Source organism: Buttiauxella noackiae ATCC 51607 (assembly GCF_001654865.1).
Lineage (GTDB): Bacteria > Pseudomonadota > Gammaproteobacteria > Enterobacterales > Enterobacteriaceae > Buttiauxella > Buttiauxella noackiae.
The window spans coordinates 1-13,409 of record NZ_LXEO01000039.1 but is presented as its reverse complement, the minus strand read 5'-3'; the positions used below and the strand labels follow the sequence as shown (position 1 = coordinate 13,409).

Sequence of the window (13,409 nt, the reverse complement as noted above, 5' to 3'; positions counted from 1 at the left end):
TTTTCGGCTCAAAAAAATAAAACTGAATATTTGATTCCCGGAAATACACCGCTCAGGAGAGCTATGTCTGATTCCAGTCCATTAATAAGTCGGCGCCGCTTGCTTAAGGGAGCAGGTGCTATGTGGCTGCTAAGTGTTAGCCAGGTTGGTTTTGCTGCCTCAAGCCTGGTCGTTGCGGTGCGTGTCTGGCCCGCTTCGTCTTACACTCGTGTCACGCTGGAATCGAACAAGGAGCTTAAATATAAGCAGTTCGCTCTGAGTAACCCTGATCGTGTCGTTGTCGACATCGAAGGTGTGAATTTAAATTCAGTATTAAAAGGAATCGGTAGCCAAATTCGTGCTGACGATCCTTTCATCAAATCTGCGCGTGTCGGGCAGTTTGACCCGCAAACCGTACGTATGGTGTTTGAGCTTAAACAGAACGTCACACCACATCTGTTTGGACTTGCCCCGGTAGCTGAATTTAAAGAGCGCCTGGTGATGGATTTGTATCCGGCAAATATGAATAGCGAGCAAGATCCGCTGTTGGCATTGCTGGAGGATTACAACAACGGCAAGCTGGATAAAGACAAACCGCCGTCTCCAGAACAAGGGCCACAGCCGGGTAAAGCCGGGCGTGACCGGCCGATTGTTATCATGCTGGATCCCGGCCACGGCGGGGAAGACCCTGGTGCTATCGGGCCGAATAAGACGCGTGAGAAAGACATTGTGCTGAAAATTGCTCGCCGCCTGAAAGCGCTGATTGATAAAGAAGCGAATATGAAAGCCTACATGACACGCAACGAGGATGTGTTTATCCCGTTAAAAGTCAGGGTAGCGAAAGCGCAGAAGCAACGTGCCGATCTTTTTGTTTCTATTCATGCGGATGCATTTACCTCCGGCGCTGCGCGTGGTTCTTCTGTCTTTGCGCTCTCAACCAAAGGTGCGACCAGTACCGCCGCAAAATTCCTCGCCCAAACACAGAATGCCGCCGACTTAATCGGTGGGGTGAGTAAGAGTGGCGACAGATATCTCGACCATACGATGTTCGATATGGTGCAGTCGTTAACCATCAACGACAGTCTTAAATTTGGTAAAGAAGTGCTGACTCGCCTGGGGCAGGTGAATAAGCTGCATAAAAACAGCGTCGACCAGGCAGGGTTTGCGGTTCTGAAAGCGCCGGATATTCCATCCATTCTGGTGGAGACTGCGTTTCTTAGTAACGTTGAGGAAGAGCGCAAGTTGCGTACGGCTACTTTCCAGCAGGAAGTTGCCGAGTCTATTCTGGCGGGGATAAAAGCGTATTTTGCAGATAGTGCGCGATTGGCAAGACGCGGATAATCCCTCGTTATAATTTGAGCGCAGCTATGTTGGCTGCGTTACGCAATTTTTGAGAGGGTTGGAGAGTCATGAGTGGATTTCAGATACAAAAAAAGCACCTATAAAGGTGCTTTAATGTTGGTTGCGGGGGCCAGATTTGAACTGACGACCTTCGGGTTATGAGCCCGACGAGCTACCAGGCTGCTCCACCCCGCGTCCGTAAACTTCTTTAGTACCCAAATGATTTTCATCATTGCGCGAAAACTCAGCGACTTAGTTGGTTGCGGGGGCCAGATTTGAACTGACGACCTTCGGGTTATGAGCCCGACGAGCTACCAGGCTGCTCCACCCCGCGTCCGTATAACTAATTTACTACTAATGGCTTTCACCACCGCGCTACTTTCAGCGACTTTTTTAATTGGTTGCGGGGGCCAGATTTGAACTGACGACCTTCGGGTTATGAGCCCGACGAGCTACCAGGCTGCTCCACCCCGCGTCCGTGGAAGCGCACTATACTCTGCCCGGCTTTTGATGCAACCTTTTTTTTAATAAATGCCCGATTTGTCACATGTAGCTGATAATAATTTACTTTAAGTACAGATAGTGAACACATCTGGTCTGTGTGGGGTCCAACACGTTTAATTCTTGCATGGTGTTTGCTATCTTCCCGTGGCTGCATCTAGAAGTATCCCGGGTATAGCGCAAATTATTAACAGGGCGGGGAAGTAATGATAGGACGTTGGACGAAGTACATTGTAACTGGGGTAATGGTTGCCATTCTGGCAGGTTGTTCCTCAAAACCGACAGATAAAGGCCAGCAATATAAGGATGGGAAATTTTCTCAGCCTTTTTCGCTCGTAAACCGGCCAGATGCGGTGGGTGCACCCATTAATGGTGGCGACTTTGCGGAACAAGTTAACCAGATTCGTTCTGCGTCTCCTCGCCTCTATAATAGCAAGAGTGATGTTTACGGTGCCGTGCAGCAGTGGTTACGTGCCGGTGGAGACACCAGTAAGCTGAGCCAGTACGGCATCGATGCCTGGCAGATGGAAGGTGCAGATAACTACGGTAACGTACAGTTCACTGGTTACTACACGCCCGTGGTGCAAGCGCGTTATACCCGCCAGGGCGAGTTCCAGTATCCTATCTACCGTATGCCGCCAAAACGTGGACGTTTACCCTCTCGCGCTGAGATCTACAGTGGCGCACTAAATGACAGCTACATTATTGCTTACAGCAACTCCTTAATGGATAACTTCATTATGGACGTACAGGGCAGCGGCTATATCGATTTCGGCGATGGGCAGCCATTAACCTTCTTTGGCTATTCAGGTAAGAACGGCCATGCCTACCGCAGTATCGGCAAGGTGCTTATCGACCGGGGTGAAGTAAAGAAAGAAGATATGTCTATGCAGGCAATTCGCCACTGGGGTGAAACTCACAGCCCGGCGCAAGTGCAGGAATTGCTCGAGCAGAACCCATCTTTTGTCTTCTTCAAACCAGCAAGTTTCGCTCCAGTTAAAGGGGCGAGTGCCGTGCCGTTAATTGGCCGTGCATCTGTCGCATCTGACCGTTCTATTATTCCTGCGGGCACTACCATTCTTGCTGAAGTCCCTTTACTGGATAACAACGGTAAATTTAATGGCCAGTATGAGTTGCGTGTCATGGTTGCGCTGGATGTTGGCGGTGCGATTAAAGGGCAGCACTTTGATATCTACCAGGGGATTGGGGCTGATGCCGGTCACCGCGCGGGTTGGTACAACCACTATGGTCGCGTGTGGGTGCTGAAAAATGCTCCGGGCACGACCAACAGTGTATTCACGGGTTAATCTTCCCGCAGACGGGCTGTATAATCAGCCCGTCATCTGTATCTGCAATAACACCCGCAAAGATTTTCCGAGGATAACGTAATGTCTGTAGTTTTGACCGATGCCTGGCTGCAACGCTTTGGTGGTACTGCTCGTTTGTATGGCCGCGATGCCCTGCAACTGTTTGCTGATGCACATGTCTGCGTAATTGGCATTGGCGGTGTGGGCTCATGGGCCGCAGAAGCACTGGCTCGTACTGGAATTGGTGCAATTACGCTTATCGACATGGACGATGTTTGTGTGACGAACACTAACCGTCAGATTCACGCTTTGCGAGCTACGGTAGGGCAGTCCAAGGCTGAAGTGATGGCCGCTCGTATCCGCGAAATTAACCCGGAATGCCGTGTGACAGTGGTGGATGACTTTATTACTGCCGAAAACACCGAGCAATTGCTCAATCAGGGCTTTAACTACGTGATTGATGCTATTGACAGTGTGCGCCCTAAAGCCGCCTTGATAGCCTATTGTCGTCGCTACAAGATCCCATTGGTCACCACCGGTGGTGCGGGTGGGCAAATCGATCCAACGCAGATCCAGGTTACCGATCTGGCAAAAACGATTCAGGATCCGCTGGCAGCAAAACTGCGTGAAAGATTAAAAAGTGATTTTGGTGTAGTGAAGAACAGCAAAGGGAAGCTGGGTGTGGATTGCGTGTTTTCCACCGAAGCGCTGGTTTACCCGCAGGCTGATGGTTCCGTGTGCGCCATGAAAAGCACCGCTGATGGCCCGAAACGTATGGATTGTGCATCCGGTTTTGGTGCGGCAACCATGGTCACCGCCAGTTTTGGCTTCGTGGCGGTGTCCCATGTTTTAAAGAAAATGATGGCGAAAGCTGCGCGTAATCAGGCCTGAGCCGCAACACGTACGGCTTGCGCTAATGCCGCAAGCCCGCTGCTACGTGAAGCACTCAGCTGATTACGTAACCCTAAATCATCAAACAGGGCGAGCGGATCTTCATTGAGCAGTTGTTCCGCTGTTTTCCCTTCAACTGCGGTGAGCAACACCGCCAGCAAGCCCCGAACGATTCGCCCTTCGCTATCCCCATAGAAATGCAGAGTGCCATCTGCCTGAAGGTTGTGACCCAACCAGACGCGGTTTTCACAGCCTGCAATCTCGATATTTTCGCACTTTAAATCAGCCGGGAGTGCTGGAAGCTGTTTCCCTAGCAGGATCAGCTGGCGGTATTTATCTTCCCATTGCTGCAATGGAGCGAATGTGGCTCGTAGGTTGTCAGCGGTGATTGAGGTGCCGAAAGGGTGACCGGCCAGGAATCCACTTGTCATTTAATCCACCAAAATTTCCAGTGCATTGTCGATGGCTTTGACCAGCGCATCCACATCGCTTTGCGTATTGTATGGTGCAAAAGAGGCGCGTAGTGTCCCGCTCACCCCTAATGCGGCGAGCAGCGGCTGTGCACAATGTTGACCGGCACGCAGGGAAATACCCGCTTCAGCCAATAACGTGACCATATCGTTGTGGTGAACGCCGGTGAAATCGAACGCCAGCAGGCTTGAATCCTGGCAGCGAAAACTGCGAAAACCTGGGCGTTTAGCCAACTGCGCTTCAGCGAGAGTCGCAAGGCCTCGGCTATATGCTTCAGCCTCCTGCAAATCAACGCTTTCCAACCACTCAAGAGCAGCACTCAAGCCGATAACTCCCGCTACATTTGGCGTGCCTGCTTCAAAGCGATACGGTACCGGCTGCGTTTTAAAACCTTCAAACGAGACGTGAGTAATCATTTTGCCGCCGCCAAGCCAAGGAGACATTTCTTCCAGCAGTTCGCTTTTGCCGTAGAGCGCGCCGATGCCGGTTGGGCCGTAAAGCTTATGGGCGGAGAAAGCATAAAAATCGATATCTAATGCTTGTACGTCAGGTGGGCAATGCACTATGCCTTGCGCCCCATCGACCATTACAACCGCGCCTGCTGCATGAGCGGCAGTGATGGCTTTAACCAGATCCGGGCAGCCACCCGTAACATTAGACATCTGGCCTAATGCCAGAATTTTAGTCCGCTCGTTCAGCAATTCGGGCAGTTTGCTTAAATCAGCGAGGTAATCTTTGCCCAGCGGCAGCTTAATGACTTTTGCACCAGTTTGCTCCGCGACCATTAACCACGGCACAAAGTTAGCGTGGTGTTCGGCTTCGCTAACAATAATTTCGTCACCAGGTTGCAGGCGAGGGCGTGCATAGCACTGTGCTACCAGGTTGATTGCTTCGGTGGTGCCACGAGTCCAGACGATATCTTTGCCTGAAGGCGCGTTGAGTAGAGTCGCTACGCTGTCGCGAGCTGCCTCATAGCGTTCTGTAAGACGCTGTGCCGCTGCAAATTGGCTGCGGTGAACATTACCGGCACTGAGGCTATAAAACTGTTGAGTCGCTTCAATAACGGCGAGAGGTTTGAGTGTGGTTGCAGCGCTGTCGAGATAGACACCCGCATCTGCCAGTGCCGGAAACTGGCTGCGAAACTGGGCAGGATTAAAAGTTTTCATGATTTTCCTCGTATCCAATCCGTAGATCGTGGCGCATTTGCTTTAATCACACAAGGGATCAATGACCTTCGGAATAATCTGCAAAACTGGCAAGCTCACGAAAGAGAGTTATGCTAATTAATGTTAGGTGAGTATTTCACCTACTTTATTTTTTAGTGTTAATCAGCATTAAACGCTACTAAGGAGAAGAATATGAACAAGGCAGCCGCAGCAGTATTTGTTGGTGTTATGGCTTTTGGTCTTTCAGGATGTTCCAGCCCGAATTACGTAATGCACACCAACGATGGCCGTACCATCGTGTCCGATGGCAAACCGAAAACTGATGATGAAACCGGGATGATTTCTTATAAAGATGCCAACGGTAATAAGCAGCAGATTAACCGTACGGATGTGAAAGAGATGGTTGAACTGGATCAGTAACCTTTTTGCTCAGACTTTCGCGCAAAGTACAGGCAAAAAAAAGCACCGCAATTTGCGGTGCTACATTAATCACTATGGACAGACAGGGTAAATGTACAGGAAGTGAAAAAGGGGTAGCTTAGCTACCGGGGTCTGGAATGCCAGACCAATTGCAAACACAACAACACAACATCACAACCGTAAGCCAAAAGCCCTCCGAAACACGCATTTCAGATAACTTTTCGTTCCGGCTCAGGAAGTGACGCCACTATAGGTATTTGCTGGTGCATCCTCAACGGACAATTTATAATGGCTCAGATAAAAAAAACTAATAGGTTAACTAAGTTCACCTGTTTGTTAATAGACTTTAACATTTAAGCCAATCAACTATGTCCAAGCGTTTGCCACCTTTAAATGCCTTACGTGTATTTGACGCCGCTGCTCGCCACCTGAGTTTTACTAAAGCGGCTGATGAGTTATTCGTGACACAGGCCGCCGTGAGCCACCAGATTAAGTCTCTGGAGGATTTTCTGGGCCTGAAACTGTTCCGCCGCCGCAACCGCTCTTTGTTGCTGACTGAGGAGGGGCAGAGTTACTATCTGGACATCAAAGAGATATTTTCGCAGCTGACAGAAGCAACGCGTAAGCTTCAGGCGCGAAGCGCTAAAGGTGCATTAACGGTCAGTTTACTGCCAAGTTTTGCCATTCACTGGCTTGTGCCACGCCTAACTAGCTTTAATACAGCTTATCCGGGAATCGACGTACGAATCCAGGCTGTTGACCGCCAGGAAGATAAACTTTCTGATGATGTCGACGTCGCGATTTTTTACGGGCGTGGAAACTGGCCAGGTTTGCGAGTGGAAAAGCTTTATGCAGAATATTTGCTGCCGGTCTGCTCGCCTTTGCTGTTAACGGGCGATAAACCAATTAAAACCCCTGAAGATTTAGCCCATCATACTTTGCTGCATGATGCTTCTCGTCGAGACTGGCAGACCTATACTCGCCAATTAGGCGTAAGCCATATTAATGTGCAGCAAGGCCCCATCTTCAGCCACAGTGCGATGGTGTTACAGGCTGCAATTCACGGGCAAGGCATTGCATTGGCGAATAATGTTATGGCGCAATCCGAGCTTGAAGCGGGCCGCTTAGTTTGCCCATTTAATGATGTTCTGGTGAGTAAAAACGCGTTTTATCTTGTTTGTCATGACAGCCAGGCAGAACTGGGTAAAATAGCGGCCTTCAGGCAGTGGATTCTGGCGAAAACTGCGAGCGAACAAGAAAAATTCCGTTTTCGCTACGATCAATAAGCAAACCATCGCGTAGCCAGGCCGCTACGCCTTAATTTAGGGTTACACCATGACCAGCCGTTTCATGCTGATTTTTACCGCAATTAGCGGTTTTGTCTTTGTTGCTCTCGGAGCCTTCGGGGCTCACGTTTTGAGCAAAACGCTTGGTGTTGTGGAGATGGGCTGGATTCAAACCGGCCTTGAATATCAGGCGTTTCACACATTAGCCATTTTTGGTCTGGCGGTCGCTATGCAGCGCCGGATCAGCATTTGGTTTTACTGGAGCAGCGTATTTATGGCGCTCGGTACAGTTCTATTTAGCGGCAGCCTTTATTGTCTGGCGCTGTCTCATTTACGCCTTTGGGCGTTTGTTACCCCCGTCGGTGGAATCAGTTTTCTGGCCGGTTGGATATTGATGTTGATTGGTGCAATGCGCCTGAAACGTAGGGGCGTAAGCCATGAATAAAGTTATTTTGTATTGCCGACAAGGTTTTGAGAAAGAGTGTGCGGCAGAGATTACCGATAAGGCCAGTCAACGCGACATTTTTGGTTTTGCTCGTGTTAAAGAAAACAGCGGTTATGTTATTTACGAATGTTATCAGCAAGATGATGCCGATAAGCTTGCGCGTGAGCTGCCATTTAAAGATTTGATCTTTGCTCGTCAGATGTTTGTTGCCGGTGAACTGCTCAAAGATCTTCCAACTGACGATCGTATTACGCCAATCACCGGAATGCTGACAGGTGTCGTAGAAAAAGGCGGCGATCTTCGCGTTGAAGTTGCCGACACCAATGAAAGCAAAGAGTTGATGAAGTTCTGCCGTAAGCTGACGGTGCCACTGCGTGCAAGCCTGCGTGAAGCAGGGGTTCTTACCAATTACGAAACGCCAAAACGCCCGGTAGTGCATGTGTTTTTTATCGCGCCCGGCTGTTGCTATACCGGCTATTCCTATAGCAATAACAACTCGCCTTTCTATATGGGCATCCAACGTCTGAAATTGCCTTCTGAGGCGCCAAGCCGTTCAACGCTGAAACTGGAAGAGGCTTTCCATACTTTTATTCCGGCTGATGAGTGGGATGAGCGTCTGGCAAACGGGATGCATGCCGTTGACCTTGGAGCCTGTCCAGGCGGTTGGACTTACCAATTAACGCAACGCAACATGTGGGTTTGTTCAGTCGACAACGGCCCAATGGCGCAAAGTCTGATGGACACAGGGCAGGTGACCTGGTTGCAGGAAGACGGTTTCAAATACAAGCCAAGCCGCAATAACATCTCCTGGATGGTCTGTGACATGGTTGAGAAACCGGCGAAAGTAGCGAGTCTGATGGCAACGTGGCTGGTTAATGGCTGGTGCCGTGAAACCATTTTCAACCTTAAGCTGCCAATGAAGAAACGTTATGAAGAAGTGTCGCAAAACCTGGCATTGATTCATGAAAAACTGGCAGAACATGGTATCAGCGCTGAGATTCAGGCTCGCCAGTTATATCACGACCGTGAAGAAGTGACCGTGCATGTGCGCCGTATGTGGGCGGCTGTCGGTGGTCGTCGCGACGAAAGATAATAATTCGCCCCTCATCCCAACCCTCTCCTCATAGAGAGGGCTATGGTGAGGGTATTCCATTCGGCAAACGTAACTGCTGCAAATTCCCATCAAGCACCAAATCCGTCTGTAGCTTTGCAACCTGGCGGCTAATAAACGCAACTTCCCTATGCTGCTCTAATTTCTTGCGCCATTTTTCTGGCACTTCATCCAGCCTTTCGTACAGCGCTTCCAGTGTGGAAAATTGATTGATTAACTGCGTGGCACTTTTCGGCCCAATGCCCGGAACGCCGGAAATTTTGCTGCTGCTTATCCCTGCAAGTCCCCAGAAATCAGCCAACTGTTCAGGCTGAACGCCATATTCCTGCGCAATAAAAGGCGCATCCAACCAGCGCTTTTGAAAATAATCACGAATTTGAATAGTGGGCGCTAACAGTTGGCAAAAACCTTTATCGGTCGAAACGATGGTGGCTCGATGCCCACCGGCTGCGACTTTTACTGCAAGAGTTGCCGCCAGGTCATCTGCTTCATTTCCCTGGGAATGCCAACAAGCCACACCTCTTTTAGCGAAAGCTTCCCGTAAGAGTGGCATTTCTTGATGCAAGGTATCTGGCATTGGTGCGCGCCCCGCTTTATAGTCTGGCAAGACCTGATGTCGCCAACCTTCACGGCGGTCTTCGTCGTCAAACACGGCAACAGCATGTGTAGGTTGACTGTGTGTTATCAGCGCATCAAGGGCATGCAGACAAGTTTCAACGCAGGGGGACCCCTGGACCGCATGGATACGACGTATCAGGTTCAGGGCGTCAACGATAAGTAAATGAATCATCATGGATATTTCGCTTTCGATATTTGCTTTGTACACACTAACATTTCTGTAGAGTGACCGCGAATTCGGGACGCGTAATCAGGAAAGCGGCTCGCAATAAAAGTCGTACTTATTGATCTGAAAATACATTGCTAACTAATTAGGTTGCTATGTATATTTTAAGCGAATAGAAAAATTAGAGACAACAACATGAGTAATAGTTCACACCTCGCACATCGTATTCAGGCTCTACAACCATCAGCAATCAGAGAATTATTGAAACACAGCAAAATGCCAGGCGTGATTTCTCTTGCTGGCGGCATTCCTTCCAGCGAATTGTTTGATACCGAAGGGTTAGGTATAGCGACTCAAAAAGTGGTCGCTGAGAATTTTAACGATGCTTTTCAATATGGTTTGACTGAAGGCAATGTTGAATTACGTCATCAACTCGTTGGACTTTGCCAGGAACGTGGCATTACCACTACTGCGGATCAACTCCTGATCACTTCTGGTTCGCAGCAAGCATTGGATTTGCTGATGCGTGCGCTGGTGAATCCGGGTGATGTGTTTGTTGTTGAGCGCCCAACTTATCTGGCGACGCTGCAAATCCTCAGCCTCAATGAAGCCAATGTGAAATCAGTGGGCAGCGACGAGCACGGTATGATCGTCGATGAACTGGAAGAATTGCTGAAAACAACGCGTATTAAAGGCGTCTACATCGTTCCGACATTTGGCAACCCAAGCGGCACAACACTCAGTGCCAGTCGCCGTGAAAAACTGGTCAAGCTGGCAGAAGAGCACCATTTTGTCATCGTTGAAGACGATCCGTATGGGGCTATTAGCTTCTCTGAAGCTCGAGAAAAAACCTTGCTGCAAGTGGCTACTGAACGCGGCAGCAGAGATAACGTCGTGTATACCTCAACGTTTTCTAAGATTCTGGCACCAGGTCTGCGTGTAGGTTGGATTGTTTTGCCCGAGTGGATGAAGCAAAAAGTGGCCATCATTAAACAAGCTACAGATTTGCATGCTAATTCCTTTACGCAATCGCTGGTGTCGGCGTATCTCACACTTGAGCGCCTGAACCCGCAAATCGAGCTTATTCGTGAAGCGTATAAGAAGAAGTGTCTGAGTTTGTCTACGTTTTTACAACAGGAACTCGGTGAGCATATTACCTTCAATCAGCCGCAGGGTGGGATGTTCTTGTGGGCCGCTTTCCGCTATGAATTTGATACCACTCGTTGGTTACAACAGACCCTGGAAAAAGGAGTCGTGTATGTACCTGGTGAGTTCTTCTTTAGTGATAATGCTGATAAGAAAACGCTACGTTTCTCTTACGCAACGGCCACTGAAGAGCAGCTTTACGAGGCAGTTCAGCGACTTAAATCTGCGCTGTAAGATAAAAAAATGGAGCCGAAAGGCTCCATTTTTTATTAAAGCATTCTGAAATTAATGCGTCATTTCGACGGCTTCAGCCTTTTTAGCTTTTACGACTTTGCCGCCCATACGCCTTGAATACAGCGCGGTAATAATTGGTACCAGAATTGCTGTCACAATCACACTTGCTGCAACCAGAGCTGTTGCTGATGCGGCTACTGGCTCAAATGCCGGATTGATTTGTGCAATGATAACCGGGTTTGCTACTGCAGCCCCTGCTGCGGAAGATGCTGCAATACCCGCTGTACCGTTACCGCCACCGATGTATTTATCGGCAAGAATCAAAGGAATACCAGTCACTACGATAACCGCAACACCCAGCATGATACCCAGCAGACCGGTATCCATAATCACGCCCAGGTTGATGGTGTTACCCAACGCAAAGCCGAAGAACGGAATCAGGACAGGCGTTGCTTTACTAAAGAAAGCACGGAAATCGTGGTCAAGGTTACCCAACGCAAAACCAATCAGGAATGGCAGCACGGCACCGATAAAGTGGTGAGGTTCAAATGAAGCCAGACCTGCGGAACCCAGAATCACCATGGTCATCAGTGGGCCAGATTCCAGAGACATCAGGACAAATGCACCTGACTCTTCTTTAGTACCGTACTGGTTCATCAGGCTCGCATACAGGCCACCGTTGGTCATGTCCATCGCAGAAACGAGGGCCAGAACGGACAAACCTGCAAACATACCGGTCTGAATACCGCCTTCAGGAATAAAGGAGGCGGCAATCATTGCTACAACCCAGGCAACGGCAATTTTGGTCAGTACCAGGGTGCCAGATTTACGCAGAACCGTACCTGTAGCACGAAGATCAATTGAGGCACCAATACAGAAGAACCAGACCGCCAGAATTGGAACGGTGCCGCTTATCATCCCTTTAGTAAATGAACCAAAATAGGCACCAGTATCTGGAGCGAAAGTATTTAAAATAGCTCCAAGTATCAATGGAACCAACATCATCCCACCAGGAATGCGTTCAATAGTAGTTTTGATCTTCATGGTAATTCCTTATGATTTTTTCATTAATTACAGCGTGTTAATGAAAAAATGACTTAACAGTTAGCGGCGAAAACCGTTTGTTTTCCCTGATTAATGAGTATGTTGGGTCAGAGATGCTATTTGCTCTTAATGGCAGTTTCATAAATCTTATTGAGCTAATTACCTCGGCTAATCTGCCAGGTAACGCGTCGTGAGATAAACTATCTACCGATCGGAACTGCACTTCAATCAAATTGAAACAATATTTCAATTTGGATCACATTATTTATTTATTCTGGTGATAAACTGTCTTTGTGGTGCAGTTAAATGTAGGGTTTCTGTGAACAACTATATTTTAATTGCTAAATTATTATTAATAGTAACGGGCGTGATTTTATTTCCGCCTCTTATTCCAGTAAGGGAAAATAATGGATATTCGTCAAAGCATTCATAGTGATCATGCAAAAACGCTGGATACTGCCGGTCTGCGTAAAGAGTTTCTGATTGAAACTATTTTTACCGCCGATGAGTACACCATGACTTACAGCCACATTGACCGCATCATTGTTGGTGGTGTCATGCCAGTAACTCGCACTGTGAGCGTTGGCGGTGAAGTAGGTAAACAGTTAGGCGTGAGCTACTTCCTGGAGCGTCGTGAACTGGGTGTGATTAACATCGGCGGGCAGGGCACAATTACTGTCGATGGAACTTGCTACGAAATTGGCTCTCGTGATGGTCTGTATGTTGGTAAAGGTGCTAAAGAAGTGGTGTTTGCAAGCATTGACCCGGCAAACCCAGCGCGCTTCTACTATAACTGCGCACCGGCTCATACTGCTTACCCAACCAAGCGCGTAACGCCTGCGGATGTTTCTCCGGTTACTCTGGGCGACAGCGTTACCAGCAACCGTCGTACCATCAATAAGTACTTCGTTCCGGATGTACTGGAAACCTGCCAACTGAGCATGGGTCTGACCCAACTGGAACCTGGCAACCTGTGGAACACTATGCCTTGCCATACTCACGAACGTCGTATGGAAGTCTATTTCTACTTCGGACTTGAGCAGGATAGCTGTGTATTCCACATGATGGGCCAGCCGCAAGAAACTCGTCACATTGTGATGCAGAACGAGCAAGCTGTGATCTCACCAAGCTGGTCAATTCACTCAGGTGTGGGTACGCGTGCGTATACCTTTATCTGGGGTATGGTTGGCGAGAACCAGGTGTTTGATGATATGGACCACGTGAAAGTGGGCGATTTGCGCTAAGTAGATGGCATAAAAAAACCCGCTTTCAGCGCAATGCCG

13 protein-coding genes and 3 tRNA genes are annotated in these 13,409 nt (G+C 48.8%); 9 read left to right on the top strand and 7 right to left on the bottom strand.

Annotation, left to right across the window (positions count from 1 at the left end; all coding sequences use genetic code 11):
* Positions 1 to 63 precede the first annotated feature (63 nt).
* Entirely contained in the window at positions 64 to 1,320 is a 1,257-nt protein-coding gene (amiC, locus tag M979_RS13300) for an N-acetylmuramoyl-L-alanine amidase AmiC (RefSeq protein ID WP_064555209.1), read from the top strand.
* Positions 1,321 to 1,438: 118 nt separating this feature from the next.
* On the opposite strand, the gene M979_RS13295 is transcribed toward amiC, so the two are convergent.
* The 3 genes from M979_RS13295 to M979_RS13285 all read right to left on the bottom strand — a co-directional run bounded on the left by M979_RS13295 (position 1,439) and on the right by M979_RS13285 (position 1,795).
* Positions 1,439 to 1,515: transfer RNA gene (locus M979_RS13295), tRNA-Met, on the bottom strand.
* Between the two features lie 62 nt (positions 1,516 to 1,577).
* Positions 1,578 to 1,654: transfer RNA gene (locus tag M979_RS13290), tRNA-Met, on the bottom strand.
* Between the two features lie 64 nt (positions 1,655 to 1,718).
* Positions 1,719 to 1,795: transfer RNA gene (locus M979_RS13285), tRNA-Met, on the bottom strand.
* 232 nt (positions 1,796 to 2,027) lie between these two features.
* Here M979_RS13285 and mltA point away from each other — a divergent pair.
* Complete coding sequence (gene mltA / locus M979_RS13280) at positions 2,028 to 3,128, top strand: murein transglycosylase A (protein WP_064555208.1); 1,101 nt, start codon at positions 2,028 to 2,030, stop codon at positions 3,126 to 3,128.
* Positions 3,129 to 3,209: 81 nt separating this feature from the next.
* A complete protein-coding gene (gene tcdA, locus M979_RS13275; RefSeq protein ID WP_064555207.1) occupies positions 3,210 to 4,019 on the top strand; it encodes a tRNA cyclic N6-threonylcarbamoyladenosine(37) synthase TcdA in 810 nt (269 codons plus the stop codon).
* Here the strand turns inward: tcdA and csdE are convergent.
* Together csdE and csdA are read right to left on the bottom strand one after the other, a co-directional pair.
* Positions 4,010 to 4,450 carry a cysteine desulfurase sulfur acceptor subunit CsdE gene (csdE, locus tag M979_RS13270; RefSeq protein WP_034457530.1) on the bottom strand — a complete coding sequence of 147 codons (441 nt, stop codon included), beginning with the start codon at positions 4,448 to 4,450 and terminating at the stop codon, positions 4,010 to 4,012. The two genes, tcdA and csdE, sit on opposite strands and share 10 nt — an antisense overlap.
* A complete protein-coding gene (csdA, locus tag M979_RS13265) occupies positions 4,451 to 5,656 on the bottom strand; it encodes a cysteine desulfurase CsdA (RefSeq protein WP_064555206.1) in 1,206 nt (401 codons plus the stop codon).
* Between the two features lie 192 nt (positions 5,657 to 5,848).
* Between csdA and M979_RS13260 the strand changes: the two genes are divergently transcribed.
* The 4 genes from M979_RS13260 (at position 5,849) to rlmM (ending at position 8,900) form a co-directional block, all read left to right on the top strand.
* A complete protein-coding gene (locus tag M979_RS13260) occupies positions 5,849 to 6,076 on the top strand; it encodes a YgdI/YgdR family lipoprotein (RefSeq protein ID WP_034457528.1) in 228 nt (75 codons plus the stop codon).
* Between the two features lie 368 nt (positions 6,077 to 6,444).
* Complete coding sequence (gene gcvA / locus M979_RS13255) at positions 6,445 to 7,362, top strand: glycine cleavage system transcriptional regulator GcvA (RefSeq protein ID WP_034457527.1); 918 nt, start codon at positions 6,445 to 6,447, stop codon at positions 7,360 to 7,362.
* A 49-nt stretch (positions 7,363 to 7,411) separates the two neighbouring features.
* On the top strand, positions 7,412 to 7,807 hold the full coding sequence (locus M979_RS13250; protein WP_034457526.1) for a DUF423 domain-containing protein: 396 nt from the start codon (positions 7,412 to 7,414) through the stop codon (positions 7,805 to 7,807).
* Positions 7,800 to 8,900, top strand: a complete 1,101-nt coding sequence (gene rlmM / locus M979_RS13245; RefSeq protein ID WP_034457525.1) for a 23S rRNA (cytidine(2498)-2'-O)-methyltransferase RlmM — start codon at positions 7,800 to 7,802, stop codon at positions 8,898 to 8,900. The genes M979_RS13250 and rlmM overlap by 8 nt, the downstream gene beginning before the upstream one ends.
* A 40-nt stretch (positions 8,901 to 8,940) precedes the next feature.
* On the opposite strand, the gene xni is transcribed toward rlmM, so the two are convergent.
* Complete coding sequence (gene xni, locus M979_RS13240; protein WP_064555245.1) at positions 8,941 to 9,711, bottom strand: flap endonuclease Xni; 771 nt, start codon at positions 9,709 to 9,711, stop codon at positions 8,941 to 8,943.
* A 186-nt stretch (positions 9,712 to 9,897) separates the two neighbouring features.
* Here xni and M979_RS13235 point away from each other — a divergent pair, with 186 nt between their 5' ends.
* A complete protein-coding gene (locus M979_RS13235; RefSeq protein WP_034457524.1) occupies positions 9,898 to 11,082 on the top strand; it encodes an aminotransferase-like domain-containing protein in 1,185 nt (394 codons plus the stop codon).
* A 51-nt stretch (positions 11,083 to 11,133) separates the two neighbouring features.
* Here M979_RS13235 and kdgT read toward each other — a convergent pair whose 3' ends face one another.
* Complete coding sequence (gene kdgT / locus M979_RS13230) at positions 11,134 to 12,126, bottom strand: 2-keto-3-deoxygluconate transporter (protein ID WP_064555205.1); 993 nt, start codon at positions 12,124 to 12,126, stop codon at positions 11,134 to 11,136.
* A gap of 407 nt (positions 12,127 to 12,533) precedes the next feature.
* On the opposite strand from kdgT, the gene kduI reads away from it, so the two are divergent.
* On the top strand, positions 12,534 to 13,370 hold the full coding sequence (kduI, locus tag M979_RS13225) for a 5-dehydro-4-deoxy-D-glucuronate isomerase (protein WP_064555204.1): 837 nt from the start codon (positions 12,534 to 12,536) through the stop codon (positions 13,368 to 13,370).
* Positions 13,371 to 13,409 lie beyond the last annotated feature (39 nt).

What these genes read in the sequence shown, in the direction of transcription:
- amiC (WP_064555209.1), top strand. Translation starts at nt 64, where the DNA reads ATGTCTGATTCCAGTCCATTAATAAGTCGGCGCCGCTTGCTTAAGGGA.
- mltA (WP_064555208.1), top strand. Translation starts at nt 2,028, where the DNA reads ATGATAGGACGTTGGACGAAGTACATTGTAACTGGGGTAATGGTTGCC.
- tcdA (WP_064555207.1), top strand. Translation starts at nt 3,210, where the DNA reads ATGTCTGTAGTTTTGACCGATGCCTGGCTGCAACGCTTTGGTGGTACT.
- csdE (WP_034457530.1), bottom strand. Translation starts at nt 4,450, where the DNA reads ATGACAAGTGGATTCCTGGCCGGTCACCCTTTCGGCACCTCAATCACC.
- csdA (WP_064555206.1), bottom strand. Translation starts at nt 5,656, where the DNA reads ATGAAAACTTTTAATCCTGCCCAGTTTCGCAGCCAGTTTCCGGCACTG.
- M979_RS13260 (WP_034457528.1), top strand. Translation starts at nt 5,849, where the DNA reads ATGAACAAGGCAGCCGCAGCAGTATTTGTTGGTGTTATGGCTTTTGGT.
- gcvA (WP_034457527.1), top strand. Translation starts at nt 6,445, where the DNA reads ATGTCCAAGCGTTTGCCACCTTTAAATGCCTTACGTGTATTTGACGCC.
- M979_RS13250 (WP_034457526.1), top strand. Translation starts at nt 7,412, where the DNA reads ATGACCAGCCGTTTCATGCTGATTTTTACCGCAATTAGCGGTTTTGTC.
- rlmM (WP_034457525.1), top strand. Translation starts at nt 7,800, where the DNA reads ATGAATAAAGTTATTTTGTATTGCCGACAAGGTTTTGAGAAAGAGTGT.
- xni (WP_064555245.1), bottom strand. Translation starts at nt 9,711, where the DNA reads ATGATGATTCATTTACTTATCGTTGACGCCCTGAACCTGATACGTCGT.
- M979_RS13235 (WP_034457524.1), top strand. Translation starts at nt 9,898, where the DNA reads ATGAGTAATAGTTCACACCTCGCACATCGTATTCAGGCTCTACAACCA.
- kdgT (WP_064555205.1), bottom strand. Translation starts at nt 12,126, where the DNA reads ATGAAGATCAAAACTACTATTGAACGCATTCCTGGTGGGATGATGTTG.
- kduI (WP_064555204.1), top strand. Translation starts at nt 12,534, where the DNA reads ATGGATATTCGTCAAAGCATTCATAGTGATCATGCAAAAACGCTGGAT.